This is a genomic window from Candidatus Thorarchaeota archaeon, from assembly GCA_021498125.1.
Lineage (GTDB): Archaea > Asgardarchaeota > Thorarchaeia > Thorarchaeales > Thorarchaeaceae > B65-G9.
The window spans coordinates 219,595-243,444 of record JAIZWL010000003.1 but is presented as its reverse complement, the minus strand read 5'-3'; the positions used below and the strand labels follow the sequence as shown (position 1 = coordinate 243,444).

Genomic DNA, 23,850 nt, shown 5'->3' with positions numbered 1-23,850 from the left:
TTGGACTAGGCCAATGCAACTGCACGATAGCACTCATCAGCAAAGCACTTCGCAAGATGTTTCCATGAAAATTGGGTCTCAGCAAGCTGCCGAGCCCTCTGTCCCATCTGTTTACGTAAATCCCTGTCTTTACAAAGTCTGATGACAGCTGAACATAATGCATCCGTATTATCAGGGGGAACAAGAATACCTGCATCCTCTTGCAATACCTCGCGAGTGCCAGCCAGTGCAGTTGCGACAATGGCTGATCCAGATGCCATGTACTCAAAGATCTTGAGAGGGGAGGCCGCATGTGCCACGGGAGTGTCAGGAAAGATACATAGTGAAATGTCTGCTGCTGCTGTGAACTTGGGCATATCCTTGTATGGATGCAATCCCGCATGAATTAGCATATGACCAAGATTCTTTTTCACCAGCCGTTCAAAGAGCGTCACAATCGAGTCACCAGAACCAACAAGTAGAAGACGCGATTCAGGATATTCCTCATCGAGTCGAATCGCAAGATCATATAGTACAGACAAACCGGCCCACTCCTCAAGATGGCCTGAGAAGAAGACGACACATACATCTTCGAGGCGATATTTACGCTTGATCTCATATGTGTCAACAGAGGGCGAAAACAGGTCAGGATCAACACCATTCGGAATGACGGCTATTTTCCGAGCCGGCACACCACTAGCAACAAGCAGACGCTTGAGATGCTTGGTCACAGTCACCACTCGATCAGACCACTTGTAGAGCCGAGTTTCAAGTAGTTGAAGCAAGACCGGACCTAGGCTGCTCATTGATGAACCGATGAGCCCAGCTGCGTAAGCTGACATCCAGTCAGGGCAGCCCATCAAAAGTTTCCTGAAAGTCAATTTTGCAGAGATAAATGCAACTACACCGCAGATGGGAGTAGCATGTGCAGCAATAACAAGATCACTGTGGTGACGGATGATTGGGCGCAAAGAATAGAGCGTGAATAGGAAGATTGTCAACAAAAGGGCCAAGGGGGGCCATCTGTGCCACATCGATTCCATATGCTTATTGACAAGAAGATATTCGGCCGTGATATTAGGATGGACGGTCTTAGGGTGGCCGGACCAATTTTTCTTGTAAGGCCAGTCATCAGGCCGTCCTCCCACAAGGTAACGTAGTGGTTGGGTCGCAATGAAATGGACATGAATTCCACGGTCTGCAACACGCCGGGCAAGCTCGAATATGGTCCGATCGGATCCCAGAAAAGGTGGAAAGTGTTCAACAAAAATTGTGAGGTTTTGTATCCGACCAGAGGGCATCATTAAGTATCGCCTAGGATACTTGGTGCTCTATATCGATATAGATTGTGCGGAAACTGCACTTAACATACAACACTTTCATCTTGTTCCTCATCCGATTCATACCGCAGAATTACGTACGCTATTAATGAGATAGCCACGAGATTGGGGATGGTCAGAAAATAGAGAGGGTTAATGGGTCCCGCATAAGTGGTATACATCTGATCAATCACGTATTCCGAACTTACGGATTGAAGCGGATAAACTGTGATAGTCAGACTCTGAACAACACCGCCATCTTCTAGTGGATTCTCTGTGAGAAATGCATAGCGCCACAGCACCGTCGTGAGATTCGTAAACAGTGTTGTACGTGGCACAATGGTCCCATTAATAGATTCATTATTGGCATTCATTCCGACAAACGAGAGAGAGAACTCTGCATAGGCCCCAAATGTGGGATCCCAGGCTGAGGCAACACGCACAGCAAATTCCGATTCGTCGTTAAACGAAAAGAGAACATGCTTCGTATAGGAGATACTAACGTTTTGCAGTAGGGTTGAATTCTTGACAAGAGAGGCGTTGAACCCAAAATGCAATTCGGTAGCATCAGTAGAAACACTGGCAGACAATTGAGAACGATTGACTGCACTTGCCGAGGTATTGACAAAAATTGACCAGCCCTCGGTAGATGAGAGATCATCAGTCCACTGATGTGGCTCATTGTATCCCAAGGATTGAAAGTTGTCGTGTGTATAACTCGGATAGAGAAGAAGAAGACATAAGATGATGGTGAGTGCAAGGGTTCGTTTTTTGTTCAGAAAGAACAACGGGAGGGACCATAAGAGGTACCAGCCATAGAATACATTCCGTGAGAGAGTAAGGAGGAGTAGAATGGTCGCAGACACAAGGAACAGTAAAGAGAGGTGATCTATCGGTTCAGTCGATTTCCGCCACCAGTGTTTGAACGATATTCCAATGACCACCAGACCAACTGAGAGAGTTGTGACTCCGCGCACCACACCGATATCAAGAGGATATCTCCAGAAGACAAAACGGGACTGTGGAAATAACGGATAGAGTCCCACAAAAAGTCCTAGAAGAACAAGGGTGATCCCAAGCAACAATACAGTCCAATAATAAGGAGAGGTGCAATCAGTCTTGTTTGGATGTGACGAAAACCTATACACCGTAACAATTCCAATCAGAACACTCACACCTATGAGCACCGTGACGGGAGTAATACTTGCAACCACACCATTCAGAAACAAGGGCAATGAGAAAGAAGCAATCGTTGTGGAGGCACCACCAACAGCGAATGACGATTCATGACTCGCCTCTGTGGCGGATAAGAATAGGATAGGAAGATAAGTAATCACACCTGTGATCACTGTACTAAAGGTAAATTTCAAACGATTACGCCAGCCATGGAAATAGAAGAGTATAATCGGAAATAGAAGCCCCGGATAGATCTTTGTGGCAGTACCAAGACCCAATGACATACCCGACATGATCGACTTCTCACTGAGCATGAACCATATAGCAAGTAGAAGAAACAAATTTGCAAGTGGTTCAAAATGCCCATTCCAACCCGACTCGATAACGGACACGGGGAGCAATGCATAGGCAAGAACTACAAGTGAAGCCCACTGTTCATTCGCGTGCCGTACTGCCAATTTCCATAACAGAAAGGCCACACCAACATCAGCAAGAGTCGCAAGCACACGAAAACTGTCGATTGTGGGAGCAACCAGTGAGATCGCGTAGATAAAGTAGGCGAAAAAGGGAGGATAGGGAAAATAGAAACCCGAGTAGGGAAGTTTCCCCATTAACATGAACTTACCAAAATCAAGATACCAGAACATATCAAGAGAGATGGTCTCGGTCTGGCCAAGAAATATGAATCGGACAATGATAAGGAGAACAAGAGTGAGCGCAATGGATATGCGACCTGTGATGAGAGGTTGCTGGTTCCTCCGTTGCCAAAAGAGAACTGTAGCCAAAAAAACAGCATAGATGGCGACCCAGATATAGAACAGGAAAAAGAAGGGGTACATTCGGCTTCCAGCCAGTCGGAGAAATATGACAAGCACGACGTTGATCACAATAGACAATACAACTATGAGATCGGGATATCGTTTCCATGTAGTAATGTCCATTGTGACCATTAAGACCACCAGCCATAACAGATTAACTCTGCCGCATAAACAGTAATCGAAATACTAGAAGTACATAAAGAAAGAGGGTTCGACTCCCGAGCTTGCTCTGACCCCTTGTTCGATCCCGAAAAGCGATAGGCACCTCGGTCACTCGCAAGTTCTTATTTCGTGCCACAATCTCAAGCAGGAGTTTGTAATCTGCGAGCTTGATACTGTCAACAAGGATCTTGGGCGAACTGCATGCCACGAAACCGCTCATTGGATCTTTCAGTGGCACACGGAGAAGGATTCGAGCAATCATCGTTGCACCTTTGCTGATAGCAATTCGTAGGCCCGTCCAGCCGATAATTCGACCACCAGTAACATACCTTGATCCAACCACGATATCAAAGCCCTCTCGGACCTTTTTCAGTAATGCGGGAATAAAGCGTGGATCATGAGAGAAGTCCGCATCCATGACAACAACAGGGCCATCAGGAACATGGGTTGCCCCCAAACGGACGGCTGTTCCGAGACCACGTTCCCCCTTTCGCACGATCAGGTGAAGCCGCGGATACTTGCGAGTTAGAGTAGTGACTATCTCTTGTGTCCGATCCTTACTATCATCATCAACGATATAGATGTCTGTCTCATCAGGACTCAATTGCGCATATATCGATTCAATCAACTGCTGAATGTTACCTTCCTCGTTGAGGGTGGGGATAATCACAGAACATCTCATTATCTATCGCCTTCATCAAACGCAACCGCAATGCCTTCGAAGTAATCCATCTTAGTCCTAATGAAGTTGCCTGAAACGAGAAAACTCAATGAATCTCACCAGTTCGTGCCAAAGCCTCCTTAGCTAGGCGAAGGCCCTTTCCATCATTGACAGGATACCAAGTCCCGGAGGGAATGTTAATTGCAAACAGACGACCCTCCTTAGCCAGAACTGGAGCCACCACATTCTCAAAGGAAGATTCAACCTCAAGAGAGACCAGCTTTCTGAAATACTCGTAGACCTCTGGACCAAAGACAGTGATTCCAGTGTGAGCAGGAACAGCAATTGGAGGGTACTTTGCGATATCGCGTACTCGACCGTGATCGATGACAAGGCCAGAGTACTGAAACGGGGTCTCAGGAACCACTATGAATGTGGCAATACAGTCATTCTTTCGTGCACGAATATGACCCTCCAAGAAGACTTCGCCATAGGGGCGTTTCATCCCAATAATCATGTCATCCGGGTTGTGGATGATAGATGTGCAAGTATCATCGATTGCACCATTATTCAATGCGTGGAGTATTGCACCAGCATTCCCCACCTTTCGTCCATCAGGATCCTGCGAATACCGAATTTCAACCCCCCAACGAGAGCCATCACCAAGATGCTCTTCTACTCTCTCGGCAAGAAAACCTGTGAGAATGACGAACTTCTTGATACCGATCTCAGCATAGTTTCTAATGGTCCGTTCAATCATACTCTCGGACTCATCAACATTGATCATGACCTTGTTGATCCCATGACTACCAGTCTCGGCCCGGATTCGTTCGCCCTTACCACCCGCAGGCATCACTACTACTGTCTTGCGAATGAGATTTTGAACCTCTTCACTGGAAACAGGAGTTGTAGTGTCATCTGTATTAATTCGTTGACGGATCTCAGCCATAATGGAATCAAGTGTATCGGTCATAATAATCAATCATAGTGACCAAATCATTCAGAAAAAAAGCTATTTGTCCAAGTACATTTGCAAACCTCAGATATGACCCAGTAAATACTAATAATAATTTGAACCAAAACCATGTGTAATCTCATGATGAAAATGAACTCGACTTCGAAACTTCTAGTATTCCAAATATAACGGCCAATACTGCATAGGTTGGTGAACACCTATCGTGGACAACAGACCATAAAGAAATTGGAAAAGGCAGGCAGTCACCTCAAACAAGATAGTAGTGAGATGCAATGGGACTTAGTCCACTGCCTACCGTGCTATACTCTGTTTTACAGTTTTATCTTATAGAGATTACCGCGACTCTACAGATATTGGAAAATAAATATGAATATCGGTCTCTAAGCCACAGAACTATACGCTAATCGAAGCTTGCATTAAATCAGATACTATAATGTTGGATATCAATACAGGAAAATTATTTTTGGCCTTCAGAGATCCGTGCCATCTCCTCGAACAGTGCGAGTGTCTTCTTTGCCTCTTCGGGTTTCATGCTCTCAATCGCATAACCAGTGTGGACAATCACATATTCTCCGACTTTGAGGTTGGGCAGAAGGGTCACACAGACACGCCTCTTCACGTCACCAAAATCGACCTCTGCGTAATCGCCATCGATAGCCAAGACAAGACCAGGCACTGCAAGACACATTTTAATCATGCACCAGATGGTAGAACTGTTTTAGAATCTTGTGAAGTGACTGTTAGCTCACTGGACTCCAGCAGATCCCAAGATCTGTAGCATAATCCCGTGCTGCCTGAACTTCTTCACGCCGAACAAATCGGGCAATATCTGGATATTTCTGAGGGGACCTACGAACCTTGTGCTCCGGGCGATATTGCCCCATGATGTTCACAAGACAATTGGGCATATTCTTCGCCACCCAGTCAAGGATCGGATAGGTACAACACTCGAGATGGTTAGGCATGACAAGATGACGTATGATCACCTCGCCGGACTGGTAGGCCATAAGGTGATTCCGCGACACGACTTCAAAATACTTGGGGACTCCTGACAGGCGAAGAGCACACGCATCATTCCCGTACTTGAAATCCGGAAGCCACACATCAAACACATCCATGAGCAGACGCATTGTATCCTCAGAGCAGTAGAGGTTGGAGTTCCAGAGCTGAGTCACATCAGCAGTCTGATGCACAAGAGAGGCCAAGATCGTATGAGTGTTAGGAATTGGATCGCCACCGACATAGTTTATGTTCAGAGCTCCATCTTGGGCAAGTGAATCTGCAAGTCGTGCCAGTTCCGATGGGGATACAACCCGCCCAGCGTAAGGATTTGTTGAGATATCATCATTCTGACAGAAGACACAACCAAAGCAACAAGAGGCAAAGAAGATCGTGCCACTGGGAACGAGGGGCGCCTCCTCCCCTGTATGAAGAAATGCCGATGCCACTCTGGACTCGGAACCAAGACGACACCAGCCCATCTCACCCCGAGAACGATCCACACCGCAGTTTCGCTCACAGAAATAGCAGGACCTGAGCATACGATTAGCAAGCTCGACCTTGAGATCTAAGAAGCTAGGGGTGGAGTCATCATCGCACTTTCTGCGCTCATCACCTTGGTCCACAGAGAGAACATAGTCTCTGAACTCGGCGGAGAGCTTGGTATGCATGGACCATAATTCATCAGTAGACAGGTCTAGACCTATCGGGCACTTGATATCTTTAGCAAGTTGATATTTGGGCCACCGCGTACCATCGATGATTCCCTTGTATCGACTCAACCGACGTATGATCTCTGAGTCGTGCCATATTGCAGAAGCATCAGGTCGCAGATAACGCCACATATTGTGAATACTATCGGCATCTCGTGTTAAAAGAACTATGAAGACTGAGCCTCTGATGAAACCATCACTTACCAAGCGTGACACGATAGTTCTCCAGAGTCCGCTCCGCTGCAACAGACCAGCCCTCACCCAGACTATAGGCACGAAGAGCAGTACCGATCTTCAAACAGCGCTCCGGGTCGCCAAGGAGATCTGAGACCTTGATGGCAAGATCCGCAGAATCACGGTTCTTGAAGAGGACAATGTTACCACCTAGAGCCTCGCGCATATGGAAACCAACATCCGCCGCGACAATGGGAACACCATAACCCGCATAGTTGTGAGCGGGACCACTTGCACCAACACTCTCATCGTATGGGAGTAGGATGATACGAGATGCTGCAAAATAGAGAGGAACTCGTTCTGATGGAATGAACTCCGTATCAAACCGAACGGCCTTATCGAGTCCCAGCTCCTGCGTGAGGCGCTGGACTTCTCTCAGGTAGGCCGCCCCGTCCTCGCCTAATGGAGAGCCTGCTACCAGAAGCAGACTGGAGGGATGCCTCTGCACAATCTCGGTCATAGCTCGAAGCGCAATATCAATCCCTTTCCCCCTTCGAATGAAACCGAAGATCAATAGCGGGTCACGCCCCTCGAGGCCAAGTTGCCTTCGTGCATCGGCAGGTTTGATTCTCCGGTCTATCCGTTTACAGGGATGTGGAATCTCTAGGACTTTCTCTTCGCTGATGCCATATTCATCCAGAAAGCGCTTTCGTAACGTTGACCCTATTTTGGCTGTTGAAAGCTGAATCGTATGTGTTCCCCAGTTGAGTAATTTCATATAGAGCCTGAAGAACGCAGCACCAAATATCGCAAGACGACCGAGCCGTGGATATGTGCGTACTCGCTGAGTCACCTGCTCAGGCATCCAAGTACTATGAAGGGTGACGGTAGTCTTGATTCCCATAAGCCGAGCAATGATGAGAAGAATGAGCATGATCTCGCCCCACAAGCCACCATAGACTGCACCATCAGGACCGAACTGAACATGCAAGATATGAGGACGGTGGCGTCTGAGAAAACTGGCAATTCTCAGGGGATAGGTCAGCTGCCGGCCATTCCAAATCGGAAATGTTGTGACACCTTTGCAATCAAGTTGATGAGCCTCAGGTCCAGCTATCGCCAAGACATGAACTTGTCGTAGCACAAGCTCTGTAATTAACGACGCACTGTATTCTGATTCCCCTGTTTTTTGGGGAGGTAATGGCGATATCATGGCAACAGCGATCATCAAATAGACTCAGAGGCTGCCGCCCCAAAAAGGTTTGGCTTGCATTCAAATGAAAATGAACCGAACGATTGTGAGCCACAAAATACGCATCATGGCCAATGAAATGGAGCAATGATGTTCGAGGATATATCCACATAACAAAAGGAAGAGGAAGGTTCCTACTTTGATTCTTGGAAAGTGGAGATCTACATCGTTTTATCTATAACGTATGGCAAAGTTACTACAAGTCACACTACACAGGTAGTGCAACAGTTTATTGAAGTTTCATTGATGCGATTATAACATATAATTATCATCATTGCAGGAAGCCAGAGTTGTGCTTCCCAAAAGAAGCCAAATATAAAAATTGGTGCAACAAGCAACATAAGCATGAGAATTTCTTTCCGTTGACTAATCACCGGTAAAAACGCTATGAGATTGATACTAATCAACAGAATGGCAGTCTTCAACCAAGTTGTTTGCAGAGTGCCTATGACGTAGAAGGTAGTTATCAATGGGGCTCCGCCTGGTGCAGCATTTGTGACGCCCATAATGAATACATCTATCGCGTAGGCACAGGCGGATAAGATGGAGCATATTACAATTTTTCCAAGTGAGTAACGACGGTTCGGGGAATGTAATAATAAAAGCGCAATGACTGCGGTGTAGAGCAAGTATTCTTTTATGACAGCTAACAGAGGTAACAAATAGAGTGAATACTTGTGATCCCTGAATTTTAGTATTAAATATAAGATCACGTACCCCGGTGCCGAGATGATTAAGAGCTGCAGGGACATCATTACCATTAAGATGCCCAATGCCACAGCCTCTCGCCGATTAGGCTCTATCAAGGCAACTAACAGTGCTGCTGAGATCCCCCACAAAATAATATTCCAGATGCCAATTGAAAACACGTATCCATCCAATTGCAGAAACATTTGCTGGAAGATTCGGTAACGATTTGGCGCATATTGAAAATACCACCTCCAAAACACCTCAATATTTGAGTTAATCAATGAGAGATAAGAGATAACGGATGCAATAACACCCACCCCGATATATCGGATATAGGATAATTTAATCATATAATGCATCCTTCCCAATCCAATCACTCCAACCTTGTCCGCTTCATTTGATTAAAAAATCTTGGTATCGTTTCGACTCTGTTAAGTAATATCAAATGGATCTTGCTGTGCTTGTTACGCCCATGAAAAAGACAAAGAAAAAGAACAACGGCCAACTCGCAAAATTATTAGAGAACGGCTATCAAAATTGCGAGTATATAAAAAACAAGGATTTCTTGATGCATAGGTTCAGCGTAAACGAGATAATTAATACAATGAGGTGTTTTGCGAATCATTTAGTAATGTGGTCAGTAGAGATATCGTCACGGCCACTTGTCGTGATAACCACCCAGATGTCAGATTGGTGGGGGACTCAACCATATCTGGAGAGATTGAAACTTCAGTTGAAATGGGGGGTTCTGTAAGAAAGAGGCTGTCCTCGGCAAATGAAGATTTGCTGAGATACCAATCTCGGTAGCCAAAGGCAAGATTGCGTAATCGATCAGGATTAGTGAGTGCCTCCAGAGAGCTCCAGTTCAATGCAATAATTGCATCAGCCTTGATCTGCACGAGTTTGTCAGGAGTCTCCAGCTCGACGGATTGATTTGAGAGATCAGAGGCTTGACGCACTATACGTCTTAGTGGTTGAAACTCGGGGGGGCTAATAACTTGGACTTGGGCACCAAGAAGAGCACCCAATAGGAGGACACTATGTACCGTGCTTGGCAGTGCAAAATCAGTCCCGTAGGTCCAACATATCGCAATTCGCTTGTCAACAAGAGATCCCAGTTTTTCATGGATGAGAGAGAGATGAGCCAATGCGGAGGTATGCGCATAGATCTCGTCACGAAGCCCCAAGAAGGGAACAGGAGATCGTTCGGCCAAGGCGGAGATAAGGCGTGGTCCCCCACCAAAGGTCTCCGTATCGACATATGAAGCAAGGACAACATCTACAGTAGAGCTGAGGACCTCAAATTCCGCAAGTAAATCCACCAAGGACATACGTGACAGGTCGCTCAGATGAAGAGGTACGTGACCACTTCCCATCCGCCCAGCCACAGTAGGAGGAATTGTCTGATCCCATGTATTTGTTCCGTACATGAGAGAACCAACCACCTGAGGATGTTGCTCTTGTGGGATAACATATCCTACTCTGGAATGTTCGATCTGCAGGGAGCGTTCCAATATCTCAGTAAGACCCTCAGATCCTAATTCAGTGATCTTCATTCTTGGCTCAACTGTTGCATAAGTTACTCGCCTCTGAAATAACCTTCGTAAGTAGAAAGCAAGCAGATTTCACATTCTAGGAGATTGATGAGTTTCCAAGGCGGAAACGGCAAACCATATCAGTGTAGGACGGCGGGGCACAGGATGAGGTAGAAACAATGCCGGTCAACCCGATTGATTATGGTCGTTATGGTCATCCGGACATGATTGCAATCTTTGAGGAGGAATTTCGACACTCCCTCTGGTTGAAGATCGAGGCCACAGTTGCACAGGTACAGGCCGAGCTCGGGATGATCCCTCGACAGGCTGCAGAGGACATTCAACAGACGGCAACACCAGAGCGTGTCACACTAGAGCGGACCATGGAGATCGAGGCAGAGACCCGGCACGATATAGCAGCCCTCTTTGAAGCGATCGCGGAAAAATGCAAGGGTCCCGGAGCAAGATGGGTACATTTTGGACTGACAAGCAATGACGTAAAAGATACGGCCCTCGGACTACAGTTAAAGGCTGCCTTTGATGTGCTGATCCCACAGATTGATGCGTTGGGAGAAGTACTTGCCAGACGCGCAGAAGAGACCGTTGACCTTATTGCGGTAGGCCGATCACACGGTCAGCATGCAGTTCCCATCACTTACGGACTCAGGTTTGCGGTCTGGCTGGATGAGATACGCAGACACCAAGAACGGATCATTGATGCAAGAGAGCGAACGGTTGTGGGCAAGATTGCAGGGGCAACAGGAAGCCATGCAGCACTTGGACCAGACGGACTAGAGATGCAGAAGAGAGTCCTCACACGGTTGGGTCTCAAGGTGCCGATTGCGACCACACAGATCACTCAACGAGACCGCCACGCAGAGGCCGTACTGGCACTGGCCAACCTTGCTTCGACACTGGATAAGATTGCCACCGACCTTCGATCACTTCAGAGGACCGAGATCGCAGAGACCTTTGAACCGTTCGCCCGGGGAAAACAGGTCGGTTCTTCGGCAATGCCACATAAGAGGAATCCAGTGACCTGTGAGAAGATCTGCGGTCTCGCCAGACTCATCAGAAGCCTTGTAGGCCCCGCTCTAGAGAACGTAGTGAGCTGGGAAGAGAGGGACATTTCTCATTCGTCTACTGAGAGATTTGTAATCCCACAGGCGTTCATTCTCGCAGATTACCTCGTACGAGAGACCACCCGGGTCATTGATGGTCTAGAGATCGACGCAGAGGCAGTACAGAGGAACCTCGACCTCACACATGGCGCAATTCTGAGTGAATATCTTGTCACCCTACTCACAAAGATAGGACTGGAACGCCCAGTAGCACATAGGATCCTTAGAGAGGTGAGTGAGAGTGCACGTGAAAAGGGGATTCATCTCTTTGCAGCGGCACTGGCACATCCTGAACTAAACGAACCTCTAAGAGATAGAAATCTCAACATCGAGAACTATTACGAAAATATCAGGACGGTCTCACGTGAGATCGTCACTCAAGCAATTACTGAGTTCCACAGTCATGTCGGTTGATGTTGAGGTCAGGTTTCAAGAGAGGTACAGGCGATAGCAATCAACGGTTAAAAAGGTCTACAGAAGATTGGAAAGGTATGAAAATACCGCGTCAAAAACTGTATGGGGGTTTGGCAAATTAGTCAGCTGATGAGTAAGTGATTGTTCCCAAGCGGAGGAAAAACTCTCCTCTTTGTCTAACAAAAAATTAAGATCTGGAACAACTTGTTTTGCCTCAAATTTTGTTAGGAGAATGTCAATAACCTTTAGATGAAGCTGTGACAGTTGCCAGACATCATATAAATCACGAGGTCGCGTCCGTTCAAATAAAGATCGGATTTTCTCCGCGAAGATTTCTCTAAATGAATAGACTAGTACGTCGGAGGCCAAGTTATCAGGATAAGGATGAATAATCCGTCTTCGCTCGGCTGGAAGAAGCACCGATTCGTTCTCATCTTTTGTAATATCAATTTTTATCTTCAGCGAATAGCCAGAACGAGGACTGATTTTAAAGTAGACTCGACCCTCATAACCAGTCTTGACCACGCGAAACCTGATGGATGGCTCAAAAGAAATCCCACTCGATTCAGACGCCTGTTCAACAGCATCAGTGATTAGTTGTTGGAGATTATCACAATTTACTTCTTCAAGTAGTGTAAAGTCCAAATCATCAGAAAATCTGTAGTCAGACACATACACTTTCCGAATGCCAGTCCCACCTTTTAGAAGCATATCTGGATTTACAAGAGCGGCTAAAAGCCAATTCTGGGCATAATCCCGTTCTACAGTCGATAAAGGAACACCATTTTTACGTGCAAACTCCTGTAAATCTGATTCTAAAATCATTCCAGTTCACCAATATCAAGATTGACGATCAATTTCCATTTAGAGTTCACCTTTGGAATAGAAGGTAATGTGGGATCAAGAAGAAGGTAATTCCGCACCTTAATCTCAGGTAATTCGATATGAATACCTAATGTGTCACACAAAAACCCGAGTCGCCTTATGACCCCTGAGTTTCCAATTTGGGTTGCGTATGTGGATATGAGATCGAAGTCTAGTGTGTCATTAGTTAATGCCTTTGCGATTTCGATAACTCCCCCACAGTATTTGGGTTTATCAAGACAATCGACAATTGTTTTTGCCTTGTTCGTGATATTGATTTGGAACCTATCAACCCATTTTGTTTCCAACCCAAAGAATTTTGTTTCTTTGAGGCGCACAAATTTGTAGGTGACATTAAAAATTTTTAGTGTTGTCTTTTTCTTTCGAGAAGTTGTCTGAACAAATACTGTAGTAGGAATCTGCTCAGTCAATCCGTGAAAATTAAGTGCCGACCAATAAGCTATTGCTGATGGCTTTATGAGAATGGATCCAATTACAAATTCGTTTAGAGTATACGATCCTTTTTTCGCACCTAACGGAATGATCATATATTTTCCTTTTTCGATTCTTTCAATCCACCCTCTCCGTTCCAATCGAGATAACAAGACCCTCAAAGAGGATGGATCCATACCACTAATTTTTGCGCCCTCCTCAATCGTAAAAATTTGTTTTCTCGCCAATTCATCCAAGAGAGTATTTCTCATTTTTATGCACCATAATTAACATGAGTGTTAATATTGGTGCACTATTTTGAGATAATAGTTTTGCCATATGCCAATTAAAACAACAAGAACGGATATCAGGAGATGTGAGTAGGGATCAACTAAGACTGGCGCAACATATCGTGAACAACCTACGCACATCATGCCCAGTGCGATGCAGGACGGACAATGGACCTATTGTCTAACTTACAACCAACGGCTTCTCACCTAGTGATTAAAAAAGAATCCTACACCGATCACACATATTACAATCTCGTCCAAAGGGCGGAGTGACCTAATCATTAGAATCCATGAAATTATCATTGCGTATGCGTTCAGAATACACAAAATTAGAATCTCAAATCTTCACAGAAATGAACCTTATCTGCATCAAGACAGTATCTAACTATTCATTCATACGTACTTTAATGCCATTCGTTTCGAATTAATCTCTCAAAGCTCGTACTCAGTATCACAGGCTTTCCGGCCTTCAGAATGTCCTTCATTCGTTCTTTGCGTTTTTCCAAAAGAACTCATGTGCCATCTACTCTGAAGACGACTGTGTCCCCTGCATCTATTCCCAGGATCCTGCGAATCTCTTTTGGGATGACCACTTGTCCTTTTTTGTTTACTCAACTGATCATCATACCCACAGATAGGAATTTGCTACATGTTAGTCTTACTCATGAGTAGTCCTGATAGTATATTGCGGAAACAGTATTCATTCAAGTGAGGTATCTTTAAACTCTAACAAGAGTCCATTTACAGGAGCCCAAACGCAAATCCGCTGCGTACAATCGACAAGAAATACATCGAGAGTATTATTCAGCATACCCGAACGGTCTCGTGAGAGAAAGTTATGCAGAGGGTGCTAAAACATCGATCTGACATCCGGTAAAAGTGTGGCGAGAACCATGACGAACCTGCTTGTGACACTCACACCATCTGAGGGAAAACGTCTGATTGCCAAGGCCCTCCATAGGCATGAGATCGTCCAGCGGGCCCTCAAAGAGGGCTACCTCTGTATCACGCTGGGAACAACTTCTGCATATCTTGTTGAGGAGATTCTTGGGGAGTACGATAAGACACGACATATTGCAGGGCTCACCATTCCCTTTGGACTTACCGTCACAAGAGAAGAAGCAAGAGCCTACGATGCGATCTTCTACAAAGGCAAATTTCTCAAAAAGAAAAAGGTGAGAGATGTGCTTGACAAGCTAGGTCCAAAAGATGTGATCATCAAGAGCGTGAATGCTGTTGACATCGATGGCCTGCCAATCGTTTTACTTGCAAGCACTACTGGTGGAACAGTGGGCACCTTCATGGGCGCAGTCGCCGCGAAAGGCGTTCACTTGATCATGCCAGTTGGTCTGGAAAAATTCATCCCTGTAAGCTACGACGAATTCTGCGGCAGAATAGGAATGTACGACTGGGACTATTCAATCGGGGAGCCTGTGGGAGCAATTGCACTCCACGAGGGAACCACCTTCACCGAGATCGATGCACTGGCCACACTTTTTGATGTCAGCGCGGTTCCAATAGCCGCTGGAGGCGTGAATGGTGCCGAGGGATCCGTCACATTACTTGTCGAAGGTGAAGCCGATAATATCAAGAGCGCCTATGAGTTTATCCGCGTGAATATCAAGGGAGAACCACAGTTCCCCAAGGTCGAACATATTGAGGAGTGAAGAATGAATGCCTGATACGGTCATCAAGACAGAGGGTCTCACTAAGATTTTCGAGAAGGGAAGAAAACACGAGGTCACAGCTCTCAGAGAGGTCAATCTTGAAGTTCAACGCGGTGAGGTCTTCGGACTCCTTGGACCAAATGGTGCTGGCAAGACTACGCTCATCAGAATTCTTGTGGGACTGCTCACACCTACTGCGGGAAAAGCATACGTTCTTGGGCGAGATATCACAACAGATATCGACTATGTTCGTACACGGGTCGCCCTCCTGCCGCAAGAGGCGGGGATCTATGAACGACTTACTGCACGAGAGAATCTGATCTACTACGGGGGAATGTACGGTATCCCAGACGAGGAACTCAATCGGCGGGCGGATAGACTTCTTGAGATCATTGGGCTTAAAAAGAAACAAGACTATCAAGTGAAGGGGTTCAGTGGGGGAATGAAACGCAAGGTCCTTGTGGCACGAGCCCTGATCATCGAACCTGAGCTGGTATTTCTAGACGAACCCACAACAGGAGTGGACACATTGGGAGCACGAGTTGTCAGGAATATGCTCAAGCGTCTGAGCGAGGAGGAGAACCGGACAATCGTTCTGACAACTCATGACCTGCACGAGGTTTCAGAGCTGTGTGATAGAGTGGGAATCTTGAATGAGGGGCATCTCGTAGCAGTCGGTAGACCCGATGAGCTTGAAGAAAAATTCAAGGCTGCCAACCTAGAAGAGGTTTTCACTGGACTTGTCACCGGAGAGGGAATAGAGAAGATATGAGACTATGCACTTTGAAGCATTCATTAATCCAGTTTACAGCCATGACTAAGTATAACACATAAATTTTCGGAGAGGACTGACTCTGTGTGAAAAGTCTATACGACAGGCGATTATGAAAAGTATTAACACCATTTTGCCTCCGAATCCGATACTTCCGGGATTCATTCTGATTTGAACGATTTATGTCTATGGACTTTTCACACAGCTCCGAGAGGACTGAAATGTAGTTTAATGCATTACAAGTAAATGTAGAACTGACTGGAACCATCTGAGAGATGACACTCCAGTTCACGCCTAGCATAATGCCCACTTCGAAAGAGGCCCATTCAAAATAAGCAACAATGCGTAACTTTTTTACATATTGAAAATTGCGAGTTTCAAAGTTGCTCCCCGAGGCGTATATAATGACCACCAAAATTGTCGTAATAGGAATGGGTTATGTTGGAATTCCAGCTGCTGCATTGTTGGCGGACGTTGATGGATTTGATGTCACTGGACTGCAGAGAAGATCTAAGAGGTCAGGCTGGAAGATTGATGTTCTAAACAGTGGCAAGTCACCTTTTGAGGGTGATGAACCGGGTCTTGATGAATTAATCGCACGGGTTGTGAAGAAGAACACATTTAGAGCGACAGATGATATAGAGGTCCTGAAGGATGCGGACATTATCCTCATTGATGTTCAAACGCCAACCGACTCGATGAATATGCCACAATATCGGAGCCTGCGCGAGGTCAGTGAGAATATCGGCAAGAGAATAAAGAAGGGAACATTGGTCATTGTCGAGTCCACCGTTGCACCGGGCACTACCGAGAACGTTGTCAAAAAGATCATTGAGAAAGAATCAGGAATGAAGGGCGGAGAGGACTTTGATGTAGCATTCTCCTACGAAAGAGTCATGCCTGGAAGGCTTTTGGAGTACATTGTACACATGCCACGAGTGGTCGGTGGTATAACACCAAGGGCAACAGAACGAGCAGTTGAACTATACTCCAAGATTGTGAAGGAGAAGATTTACACTACCGATACATTGTCTGCTGAGCTCGCAAAGACGATTGAAAACGCGTACCGTGATGTGAATATTGCATTCTCCAACGAGATGGCTCTGGTCTGCGAGAGCTTGGGCGTCAACATTTACGAAATTATCAAACTCATCAATGCGCGACATGACAGACACATGCACATCCCCGGTGCGGGAGTTGGTGGTCACTGCCTACCAAAGGATCCGTGGCTTCTTAGATATGGTCTCTATGAATACGGTTCATGGAAGATCGAACCCGAATTCATCTCACTTGCTCGCAGAGTAAATAATCATATGCCAGTTCATGTGGCCACTCTTGCTGAAAATGCAATGATTTTGAAAGGCGTGGATGTTCAGGATTCTGTCGTGACCGTTTTAGGTCTCGCATATCTTGAGAATTCAGATGATACAAGAAATACTCCAGCTGCCACAGTAATTGCAACTCTCCAGAGTAAGGGTGCAACACTCAAACTTCATGACCCTTATGTCAGGGACTGGAAATTCACGAAACACGAGATTGAACGTGATGTTTACAAGGCTGCCGAGGGCTCGGACTGCCTCATTCTAGTGACCAAGCACAAGGAATACTTTGACCTTAATCTTGCTCGTCTAAAAGAGATTATGCGAACCCCGATTATCGTTGATGGACGTAATGTGTTTGACCAAGAGGAAATCGAAGCAAACGGGTTTGAGTTCAGAGCCGTTGGTAAAGCAGGAATTTCATACCAATAAACGTCTTAGTACATAGATATACGATTCATCAGTATTAAGACGGTATGTGATTCCACGAAGTCAGTATAATTAGTGTAAATGCGTTACCCGCAATGAATGAGCAGTTGCGATAAGTATCAAAAAACACGGCACATTTACACTTTCCAACCCATATTTTTAGAGAGAGCCTCTATTATATATCTGAGAAATTATAGGTTTATCAGATTCATCGCAGTTCGGCATGAGTTTACGAGGAGTCTCGGGGGAGACCCCTTTTCATAACGAATACAATACCGTGATCAAGAATGGACCAGCCTAAGACAAATGTGGAATTGAGTGGTGCGGCCCCTACTAGGAAGCCATCACCATCTTGATAGCAGCCAATTAACATAAACGATACCAATCTATGATTATTGAATGAGAACACCGATGAAAACAGACTATTCCACAGAACATCTGCGATCAGTAGTCAGTAGAATTTGGGCGGAAACAGATCGAGCAGTGGACACTATCTTAGATCGCGGTAAGATCGACCCACCCAGACAAGTTGTGATTCGAGAGGGAACGGAAAGGATAGGTGGATCTCTAGACGGCGAGATTCTGTATCTCAACAAGGAAGCAATCACTGAAGAGTTCATCTTACAAGGAGTCATTATTCGAGAGTATATGATGGCCACTCTGCCGAAGAGAATCACACCGCATGTTCAAAAGATGATTGGCAACAGCGTCGCAATATACTTCCAGAGGGGAACGAAACGCGAACAGTGGCGTGAGAAGGTCGGCACCTCGATGTTCGAGATGAAGTTTAGTACCCCTAGAGGGGGAGCAGGTCATGAAGACTGGCAATTTCACTGCTTTTGGAGAATTCTTGTGGAGGTCATAGAAGCAGCAGAGTGTGGGATCACAATTGGACTGGACGAGTATCGCAGAATTGTGCATAGGATAAGTGAGAGGTGCACTCCGTGCTTAGATGCTGATGAGGTATCACTCCTTCGCCGAATTGTAAAGTCCCCCCCATCCCCCTATAGCAAAATTGCGGATGAATTGAACAAGTCGATACAATGGGTGTCAAAGAAGATCAAGGAACTTGAAGAGATTGAGGTGCTACAGCGGTATACGACATTGAACCCACATATCATAGGTATTCGTGAATTTACTGTAATCAATACAGTCAACGAGAGGGACCATCTTAGACCAGTGGTAGATATGCTCAGTGAATTCCCATTCACCTACAAGATAGAAGAATGTTCACTAAGCAGGCGGTGCCTCATAGCGTCCCTCCGTGCACCAGATACGCGGACAAGCGTCCAAGCCATAAAGCTACTAGTTGAGGATCTATCAAGTCTTGGAGAAACACGTCTTCACGAGCATATTGCCTTGGGACATAGTGAGAAGCTCAAGTTCTATGATGTGGATGAGGGAATCTGGAGAATCCCATGGGATATTGCCGAAATTGAGTTTAACCGTATTTATCACGAGTCACTTGCAACAGTAATGCCCAAAATAGAGGCGGACATGACTCCCACAAGCAAATACTTGACCCGTTTCGATCTACAGGTGCTTCAGAGTGTCCTAGAAGGAGCGACACGAATCACAGACATTCGTCAGGCCCTTCGCGTTGGCCAAGCCAAGGTCGCCACTTCATACAAACTGCTTAGAGATGAGGGGATTATCTCAAATGCAGTTGAGCTATTTCGAATCGGACTGAATGAATGTGTGGCAATTCTTACAGAAGATCCGAAGGTGGCGGATTCAATTACGGCATGGTCACAGACACTACCAAAAGTTGGGGTCCGCCGATGGCTAAAAGGGGGGATGGAGATGAGATTGCAGTTACCTCAAGGAGGCACACTTGGTGTCCTTGAGGCGCTCAATGAGGTGTTACCGGATATTAATACCTTCACCATTCGAACTCGAACAGTGAAACAGTTTGTCATTCCTGTAGAGGAGTGGGACGAAGATCAACAGAGATGGGAGAACAACAGTCGCAGAATTGAAGAGTGGATCAATACGCATCAGTAGAGAAGTATGACATTCTACAAAATAACAGGCTATTGTGACAACTCATTACTGACTACTGAAACACAGTAGTTTCGAAACAGGCAGTAACAGCAAAAATCGAGGTTCCAGAGCCAGAGTCATCGGTTTATAATATCATAATGGACAACATATTGGCTGTAAGAGCATTATAATCATGCCATTATAATCATGCCATTATTGTGCTGCTAAATATCAGAGCTTGAATAAGATCATAGAGATGAGGGAATCTTGGTGTTCCTATTGTCCTCCCAGTTCAAACATAAATTACAACGACGCCGTCTTGAGGGAACTAATAGCGTATCCAGAGTGGATGAACGACTCAGAGGAGGGGCATGGAGGGTCTACCCTCTTCGGACATCAGATCCAATAACAATTCCAGTTTCTGATATCTCAGAACGATACTGCGAAACTATGCGAAACATATTCATCAGACATGTAATGGGAATCGAACCGACAATCACTGGTAATGAATATGACAATTTTGTCGTTAATGAGGTCATAACAAGAGCATATGAATATGCAAAGAGAGAACTTTACAATAGAGGCGCGATGAAGGGCATAGAGCTGAAAGATCGTCTCGATTTATATTACAATGAAATAATTGACTCTCTCAAGTCGTATGACTGGAACGAGGAAGAGAGTCTCGACACACGACTTGATTGGATAAGAGCGGTATGGAACAAGATCACAGACCAGATAGAATCGGCAATTGACAATGTGTTGGAAGAGCAACCACAGGTTGGTGCAGATGCGCTAGTAAATGCAGCACTCCCAATTATCATATCAGATCATTTTGCAGGAATCCAGATGGGACTAACCGAGTCGTTTAGCTCATACATCTGGATGCCTGAGCATGCCGTCATTAATCTCCGCATGGGCAAGAAACGACTATACCATAGACTTGCAACAGTCGCAAGCGCAATCTTTGCAGAGAAACTCTATGACTGTCCTATTGATATAGGATGCATTGTCTATGCCAAGTTTAATGGAACAGAGGATTTTAAAATCAAATATGAAACCTTCAACATCGGCGACTTGAGCCGGCGTGAATTTATCGACATCCGTAATAAGGCATTGCACATCATCCGTCAGAGAGAAGATCCCGGCATTGCTACATTCTGTCTTTCAGAATGCCCTTACTATCATGTGTGTCATGGTACGATACCAGATTAATCACAAAAAAAAGAAACCTCGGGTCGGAACACGCTCGCACAGGACCGACCCGAGCCTACTGAACTGAAGAGGCTAGGCCTCTATCTAGTCCCGACCTAGGTGGTTATTACCACGGCCAATCGGGACCCTTTGGATCATTGTTAGGGCGCTTCATGATTAACAATGCCCAATATAATAATAAAAAACAGTAAGTATCAAATTGAATTTAAAATTAAAACTTGCACTTTAAATTAATAATTTCCGCCCTCACCGAAACATGAACCCCATTCATCAAAGTTGCCTATAGAAATTCAATTTGAAATATTAAGGGAAAGTATTAGAGCCGGATTGACTCTTTTTTTTTAGGGATGTCGTATGAAATTACACATTGCCACGGTTGGCATCGATTACAGAAAACGAGTTGAATTCGTGGTCATGAACAAAGGTGCGGACCATGTCATTCTTGTATGTTCTGAGGAGAGCATTGAGATAGGTAAGAGCATCTGTACCATGTTTAGTTCAAAAGGCATCGAGTGTGAAACAATCATTATAGATCCGTGGAACTATGAGAACATCCTTGCAAAAACACTCGAGGCAATCGTGGAGCAGTTGGAAACGGGCCTCTTCTCAGAGATTGAATTTAATGGCTCATGTGGAACGCGAATTATGACTGCCACAGTATACATGGCGGCCATGATCATTGATGCACCGATCTATCTCGTAGGACGCTGTTCGGAGGGAGATGATATTGGGGAGGCGATAATGCTTCGGCCGATGCCCATATCCATGTTGACTTCCCCCAAAAAGATGATTCTTCAGAGTCTCAAGGACAGAGGTGGCAAAGTTGACTCACAAACAGAGCTGGGCAGTCGTACCGAACTTGGTGCCGACTCAATTTCCAAACACATTAGAGATTTGGAAAAAGCAAGATACGTGAAATGCCACCAACATGGCAGACGAAAGGCTATAGAACTCACGCACTTAGGAGAAATGGCCCTTGAACTCAAATATGTAAAGAGAACATTAGAAAAGAATAAACGGAAAATACGAGCGCGCAATCGTGGACCGTGATATCTCATGGCCTCACTTCAGTATCTGTGGAAGCACGGTGGCAAGATACTCAAGGAGGAAATAGGGATTGATCCAAACCCACTCTCAATAAACCAGACAGTCACAGATATGGCTCAGACCCTAGAAGACTTGGGTCGCAACTCGCTCAGTACTGCACTAAAAATTCTGATAGAGAGAGATCTTCCACAGGAGGCAGTCGCGGTCTGGATAAATGTTGTATGGGCACTGAAACAAGAAACCCTATGCTCAGAAGCGATCAATGATTTTGGAATGGCGCTTGCAAGCACTCGACTGACCTCAGAACAAGATACCAAGACGTGGAGAGAAACTTGGCAACAGATATCGCCGCACCAGAAGGTCACCCCGAATATTATCTACAACCCTGCAAATTTGTACATGTCAATATTTCAGGTAGGTGGAGCCGATACGATCAAGAGAATTATTAGAGAGATCGTTCTCTATGTCAGAAATGGCTCTGAGATCTTACTCACTGATTATGCAAAATTAATGATCCGTAGATATCGAAGGCTCATTCAGGAACTAACAGAAACTGACAAACGCGTTTTGCAGGCCTTACTAGACAATCCTGATAAGAGTATCAGGGATTTAGCCAATCTTACAGGAGTCACACCCAGTTATTTTTCTCAACGGGTCAACCTCATGAGAGAAAAACTAGTATTATTGGAATTTGACCATGTACCGTTCTCAAAGATTGCCATTAGAATGTATAATATTCTTTTAAAAAGCCGGTATAGCAAGAACGATGCACTTCATCTGATTGAGAGATCACCGTTTCTATATGGCTACCGTCCAGTGTTAGCAGGGGATTGGGATTATCTTGCGCTCTTCTGCATCCCTGAAACACGGCAAATATCAAGATGGCTATACAGATTTGAGAGACTGGCAAAACAATGGGAGATCAAAGTCACCATATCAGAGATTGTACGGTCAGGAGCGTCTACCTCATTGAGGTACTATCAACCAAATGGAGAGGGATGGCGTATACCTTGGTCGGCCTTGGGTCTGTGGTGCGAAAGACAGCCTAAGTGCGAGGAACAAGAGGAAGAGATGGTTCTCATACCATATGGCCATAGAAACATGCGAATTGATGAGTTAAACATGAAGATTCTCACCACTATAAAGAGAGGGATCACAAGCTATAAGGCGATCAGAGATGAGGTGGGCGGAAGCCAAAATATCATAGCCGCGCGACTCAAGAATCTCAGAGAGCACAAGTTCATCGTGAAATATATTCAATTATTGCACATCGGCTTGAGAGAAGGGGCAATGATCGAAACAAGAGATCCGGAGATGAAAAAGATCCTCTTGAGATTGGGGCCAAAGCTACCTCGTACTATTATCTCCATAGATAGAGCGTCACGGATTATAATGACCACAAATCTCCCGGAAGGCGGAAGCGTAGAACTTCTTAAGGCACTTGAACCAAAAAGTCATGCGTTCTCATTTGCATTTTTGGGAGACAATATCTACGGCGGATGGGAGATTCCAGAGTATTCTTGGAACCCGGACACACAGTCGTGGATGGTCCCAGAGGATGAGGTGAATCAATGGCTTGACAGCCTGAGATAAAAGAAACGCACCAATCACTTAAGGCCTCAAGCATTTTAACAAGTATAGGAATGGTGAAGAGGAATGGCGAGTAATCGAGAAATGAGCATCGAACAAGAGGTCAGACTGCTAAGAGCGGAAGTACAACGGCTTCGAAAGGCAGTAAGTAAGATCGTAGAGACCATGAATATAATGATCAACGAGATAGATCCCAATCTCTTGCTGGATGTGGATATTTAACAGCGCATATGCATTGTCGAATAGATGGAGATGC

The 23,850-nt window shown here is 45.4% G+C and carries 21 protein-coding genes; 9 read left to right on the top strand and 12 right to left on the bottom strand.

Features of this window, described 5'->3' with window-relative positions; all coding sequences use genetic code 11:
* Positions 1-5 precede the first annotated feature (5 nt).
* The 9 genes from K9W43_10150 to K9W43_10110 form a co-directional block, all read right to left on the bottom strand.
* A complete protein-coding gene (locus K9W43_10150) occupies positions 6-1,283 on the bottom strand; it encodes a glycosyltransferase family 4 protein (GenBank protein MCF2137579.1) in 1,278 nt (425 codons plus the stop codon).
* Positions 1,284-1,342: 59 nt separating this feature from the next.
* On the bottom strand, positions 1,343-3,424 hold the full coding sequence (locus K9W43_10145; GenBank protein MCF2137578.1) for a DUF2029 domain-containing protein: 2,082 nt from the start codon (positions 3,422-3,424) through the stop codon (positions 1,343-1,345).
* Positions 3,425-3,446: 22 nt separating this feature from the next.
* Complete coding sequence (locus tag K9W43_10140; GenBank protein MCF2137577.1) at positions 3,447-4,136, bottom strand: polyprenol monophosphomannose synthase; 690 nt, start codon at positions 4,134-4,136, stop codon at positions 3,447-3,449.
* An 85-nt stretch (positions 4,137-4,221) separates the two neighbouring features.
* Positions 4,222-5,088, bottom strand: coding sequence for a hypothetical protein (locus tag K9W43_10135; GenBank protein ID MCF2137576.1), 867 nt, complete (start codon positions 5,086-5,088; stop codon positions 4,222-4,224).
* Between the two features lie 460 nt (positions 5,089-5,548).
* Positions 5,549-5,788, bottom strand: a complete 240-nt coding sequence (locus tag K9W43_10130; GenBank protein ID MCF2137575.1) for a HypC/HybG/HupF family hydrogenase formation chaperone — start codon at positions 5,786-5,788, stop codon at positions 5,549-5,551.
* A gap of 43 nt (positions 5,789-5,831) precedes the next feature.
* Positions 5,832-7,019: a radical SAM protein gene (locus tag K9W43_10125; protein MCF2137574.1), complete on the bottom strand. Its 1,188-nt coding sequence runs from the start codon at positions 7,017-7,019 to the stop codon at positions 5,832-5,834.
* On the bottom strand, positions 7,000-8,205 hold the full coding sequence (locus K9W43_10120; GenBank protein MCF2137573.1) for a glycosyltransferase: 1,206 nt from the start codon (positions 8,203-8,205) through the stop codon (positions 7,000-7,002). The genes K9W43_10125 and K9W43_10120 overlap by 20 nt, the downstream gene beginning before the upstream one ends.
* Positions 8,206-8,432: 227 nt before the next feature.
* Complete coding sequence (locus K9W43_10115) at positions 8,433-9,287, bottom strand: hypothetical protein (GenBank protein ID MCF2137572.1); 855 nt, start codon at positions 9,285-9,287, stop codon at positions 8,433-8,435.
* A 228-nt stretch (positions 9,288-9,515) separates the two neighbouring features.
* Positions 9,516-10,475: a hypothetical protein gene (locus K9W43_10110; GenBank protein MCF2137571.1), complete on the bottom strand. Its 960-nt coding sequence runs from the start codon at positions 10,473-10,475 to the stop codon at positions 9,516-9,518.
* A gap of 158 nt (positions 10,476-10,633) precedes the next feature.
* On the opposite strand from K9W43_10110, the gene purB reads away from it, so the two are divergent.
* Positions 10,634-11,989, top strand: coding sequence for an adenylosuccinate lyase (gene purB, locus K9W43_10105; GenBank protein MCF2137570.1), 1,356 nt, complete (start codon positions 10,634-10,636; stop codon positions 11,987-11,989).
* 57 nt (positions 11,990-12,046) lie between these two features.
* Here purB and K9W43_10100 read toward each other — a convergent pair whose 3' ends face one another.
* From K9W43_10100 to K9W43_10090, 3 genes are all read right to left on the bottom strand, one after another.
* Positions 12,047-12,814 (bottom strand): nucleotidyl transferase AbiEii/AbiGii toxin family protein, encoded by a 768-nt coding sequence (locus K9W43_10100; GenBank protein ID MCF2137569.1) that lies wholly within the window; start codon positions 12,812-12,814, stop codon positions 12,047-12,049.
* Positions 12,811-13,557, bottom strand: a complete 747-nt coding sequence (locus K9W43_10095) for a type IV toxin-antitoxin system AbiEi family antitoxin domain-containing protein (GenBank protein ID MCF2137568.1) — start codon at positions 13,555-13,557, stop codon at positions 12,811-12,813. The genes K9W43_10100 and K9W43_10095 overlap by 4 nt, the downstream gene beginning before the upstream one ends.
* Before the next feature lie 530 nt (positions 13,558-14,087).
* Positions 14,088-14,168: an AbrB/MazE/SpoVT family DNA-binding domain-containing protein gene (locus K9W43_10090; GenBank protein MCF2137567.1), complete on the bottom strand. Its 81-nt coding sequence runs from the start codon at positions 14,166-14,168 to the stop codon at positions 14,088-14,090.
* Between the two features lie 300 nt (positions 14,169-14,468).
* Here K9W43_10090 and K9W43_10085 point away from each other — a divergent pair, with 300 nt between their 5' ends.
* From K9W43_10085 to K9W43_10050, 8 genes are all read left to right on the top strand, one after another.
* Positions 14,469-15,242: a hypothetical protein gene (locus K9W43_10085; GenBank protein ID MCF2137566.1), complete on the top strand. Its 774-nt coding sequence runs from the start codon at positions 14,469-14,471 to the stop codon at positions 15,240-15,242.
* Between the two features lie 7 nt (positions 15,243-15,249).
* Positions 15,250-16,014: an ABC transporter ATP-binding protein gene (locus tag K9W43_10080; GenBank protein ID MCF2137565.1), complete on the top strand. Its 765-nt coding sequence runs from the start codon at positions 15,250-15,252 to the stop codon at positions 16,012-16,014.
* Positions 16,015-16,418: 404 nt separating this feature from the next.
* Positions 16,419-17,765, top strand: a complete 1,347-nt coding sequence (locus tag K9W43_10075) for a nucleotide sugar dehydrogenase (protein ID MCF2137564.1) — start codon at positions 16,419-16,421, stop codon at positions 17,763-17,765.
* A 408-nt stretch (positions 17,766-18,173) separates the two neighbouring features.
* Positions 18,174-19,766 (top strand): Lrp/AsnC family transcriptional regulator, encoded by a 1,593-nt coding sequence (locus tag K9W43_10070; GenBank protein MCF2137563.1) that lies wholly within the window; start codon positions 18,174-18,176, stop codon positions 19,764-19,766.
* Positions 19,767-20,015: 249 nt separating this feature from the next.
* The gene (gene cas4a / locus K9W43_10065; protein ID MCF2137562.1) at positions 20,016-20,957 is read left to right on the top strand and encodes a type I-A CRISPR-associated protein Cas4/Csa1; all 942 of its coding nucleotides are present in this window, start codon (positions 20,016-20,018) and stop codon (positions 20,955-20,957) included.
* A gap of 354 nt (positions 20,958-21,311) precedes the next feature.
* Positions 21,312-22,007, top strand: a complete 696-nt coding sequence (locus K9W43_10060; GenBank protein MCF2137561.1) for a DUF6293 family protein — start codon at positions 21,312-21,314, stop codon at positions 22,005-22,007.
* 6 nt (positions 22,008-22,013) lie between these two features.
* The gene (locus K9W43_10055) at positions 22,014-23,597 is read left to right on the top strand and encodes a winged helix-turn-helix domain-containing protein (protein ID MCF2137560.1); all 1,584 of its coding nucleotides are present in this window, start codon (positions 22,014-22,016) and stop codon (positions 23,595-23,597) included.
* A gap of 63 nt (positions 23,598-23,660) precedes the next feature.
* Positions 23,661-23,816: a hypothetical protein gene (locus tag K9W43_10050; protein MCF2137559.1), complete on the top strand. Its 156-nt coding sequence runs from the start codon at positions 23,661-23,663 to the stop codon at positions 23,814-23,816.
* Positions 23,817-23,850: the final 34 nt, after the last annotated feature.

Coding starts and splice junctions, on each gene's coding strand:
- K9W43_10150 (MCF2137579.1), bottom strand. CDS start 1,283: ATGATGCCCTCTGGTCGGATACAAAACCTCACAATTTTTGTTGAACAC.
- K9W43_10145 (MCF2137578.1), bottom strand. CDS start 3,424: ATGGTCACAATGGACATTACTACATGGAAACGATATCCCGATCTCATA.
- K9W43_10140 (MCF2137577.1), bottom strand. CDS start 4,136: ATGAGATGTTCTGTGATTATCCCCACCCTCAACGAGGAAGGTAACATT.
- K9W43_10135 (MCF2137576.1), bottom strand. CDS start 5,088: ATGACCGATACACTTGATTCCATTATGGCTGAGATCCGTCAACGAATT.
- K9W43_10130 (MCF2137575.1), bottom strand. CDS start 5,788: ATGATTAAAATGTGTCTTGCAGTGCCTGGTCTTGTCTTGGCTATCGAT.
- K9W43_10120 (MCF2137573.1), bottom strand. CDS start 8,205: ATGATCGCTGTTGCCATGATATCGCCATTACCTCCCCAAAAAACAGGG.
- K9W43_10110 (MCF2137571.1), bottom strand. CDS start 10,475: ATGAAGATCACTGAATTAGGATCTGAGGGTCTTACTGAGATATTGGAA.
- purB (MCF2137570.1), top strand. CDS start 10,634: ATGCCGGTCAACCCGATTGATTATGGTCGTTATGGTCATCCGGACATG.
- K9W43_10100 (MCF2137569.1), bottom strand. CDS start 12,814: ATGATTTTAGAATCAGATTTACAGGAGTTTGCACGTAAAAATGGTGTT.
- K9W43_10095 (MCF2137568.1), bottom strand. CDS start 13,557: ATGAGAAATACTCTCTTGGATGAATTGGCGAGAAAACAAATTTTTACG.
- K9W43_10085 (MCF2137566.1), top strand. CDS start 14,469: ATGACGAACCTGCTTGTGACACTCACACCATCTGAGGGAAAACGTCTG.
- K9W43_10080 (MCF2137565.1), top strand. CDS start 15,250: ATGCCTGATACGGTCATCAAGACAGAGGGTCTCACTAAGATTTTCGAG.
- K9W43_10075 (MCF2137564.1), top strand. CDS start 16,419: ATGACCACCAAAATTGTCGTAATAGGAATGGGTTATGTTGGAATTCCA.
- K9W43_10070 (MCF2137563.1), top strand. CDS start 18,174: ATGAAAACAGACTATTCCACAGAACATCTGCGATCAGTAGTCAGTAGA.
- K9W43_10060 (MCF2137561.1), top strand. CDS start 21,312: ATGAAATTACACATTGCCACGGTTGGCATCGATTACAGAAAACGAGTT.
- K9W43_10055 (MCF2137560.1), top strand. CDS start 22,014: ATGGCCTCACTTCAGTATCTGTGGAAGCACGGTGGCAAGATACTCAAG.
- K9W43_10050 (MCF2137559.1), top strand. CDS start 23,661: ATGGCGAGTAATCGAGAAATGAGCATCGAACAAGAGGTCAGACTGCTA.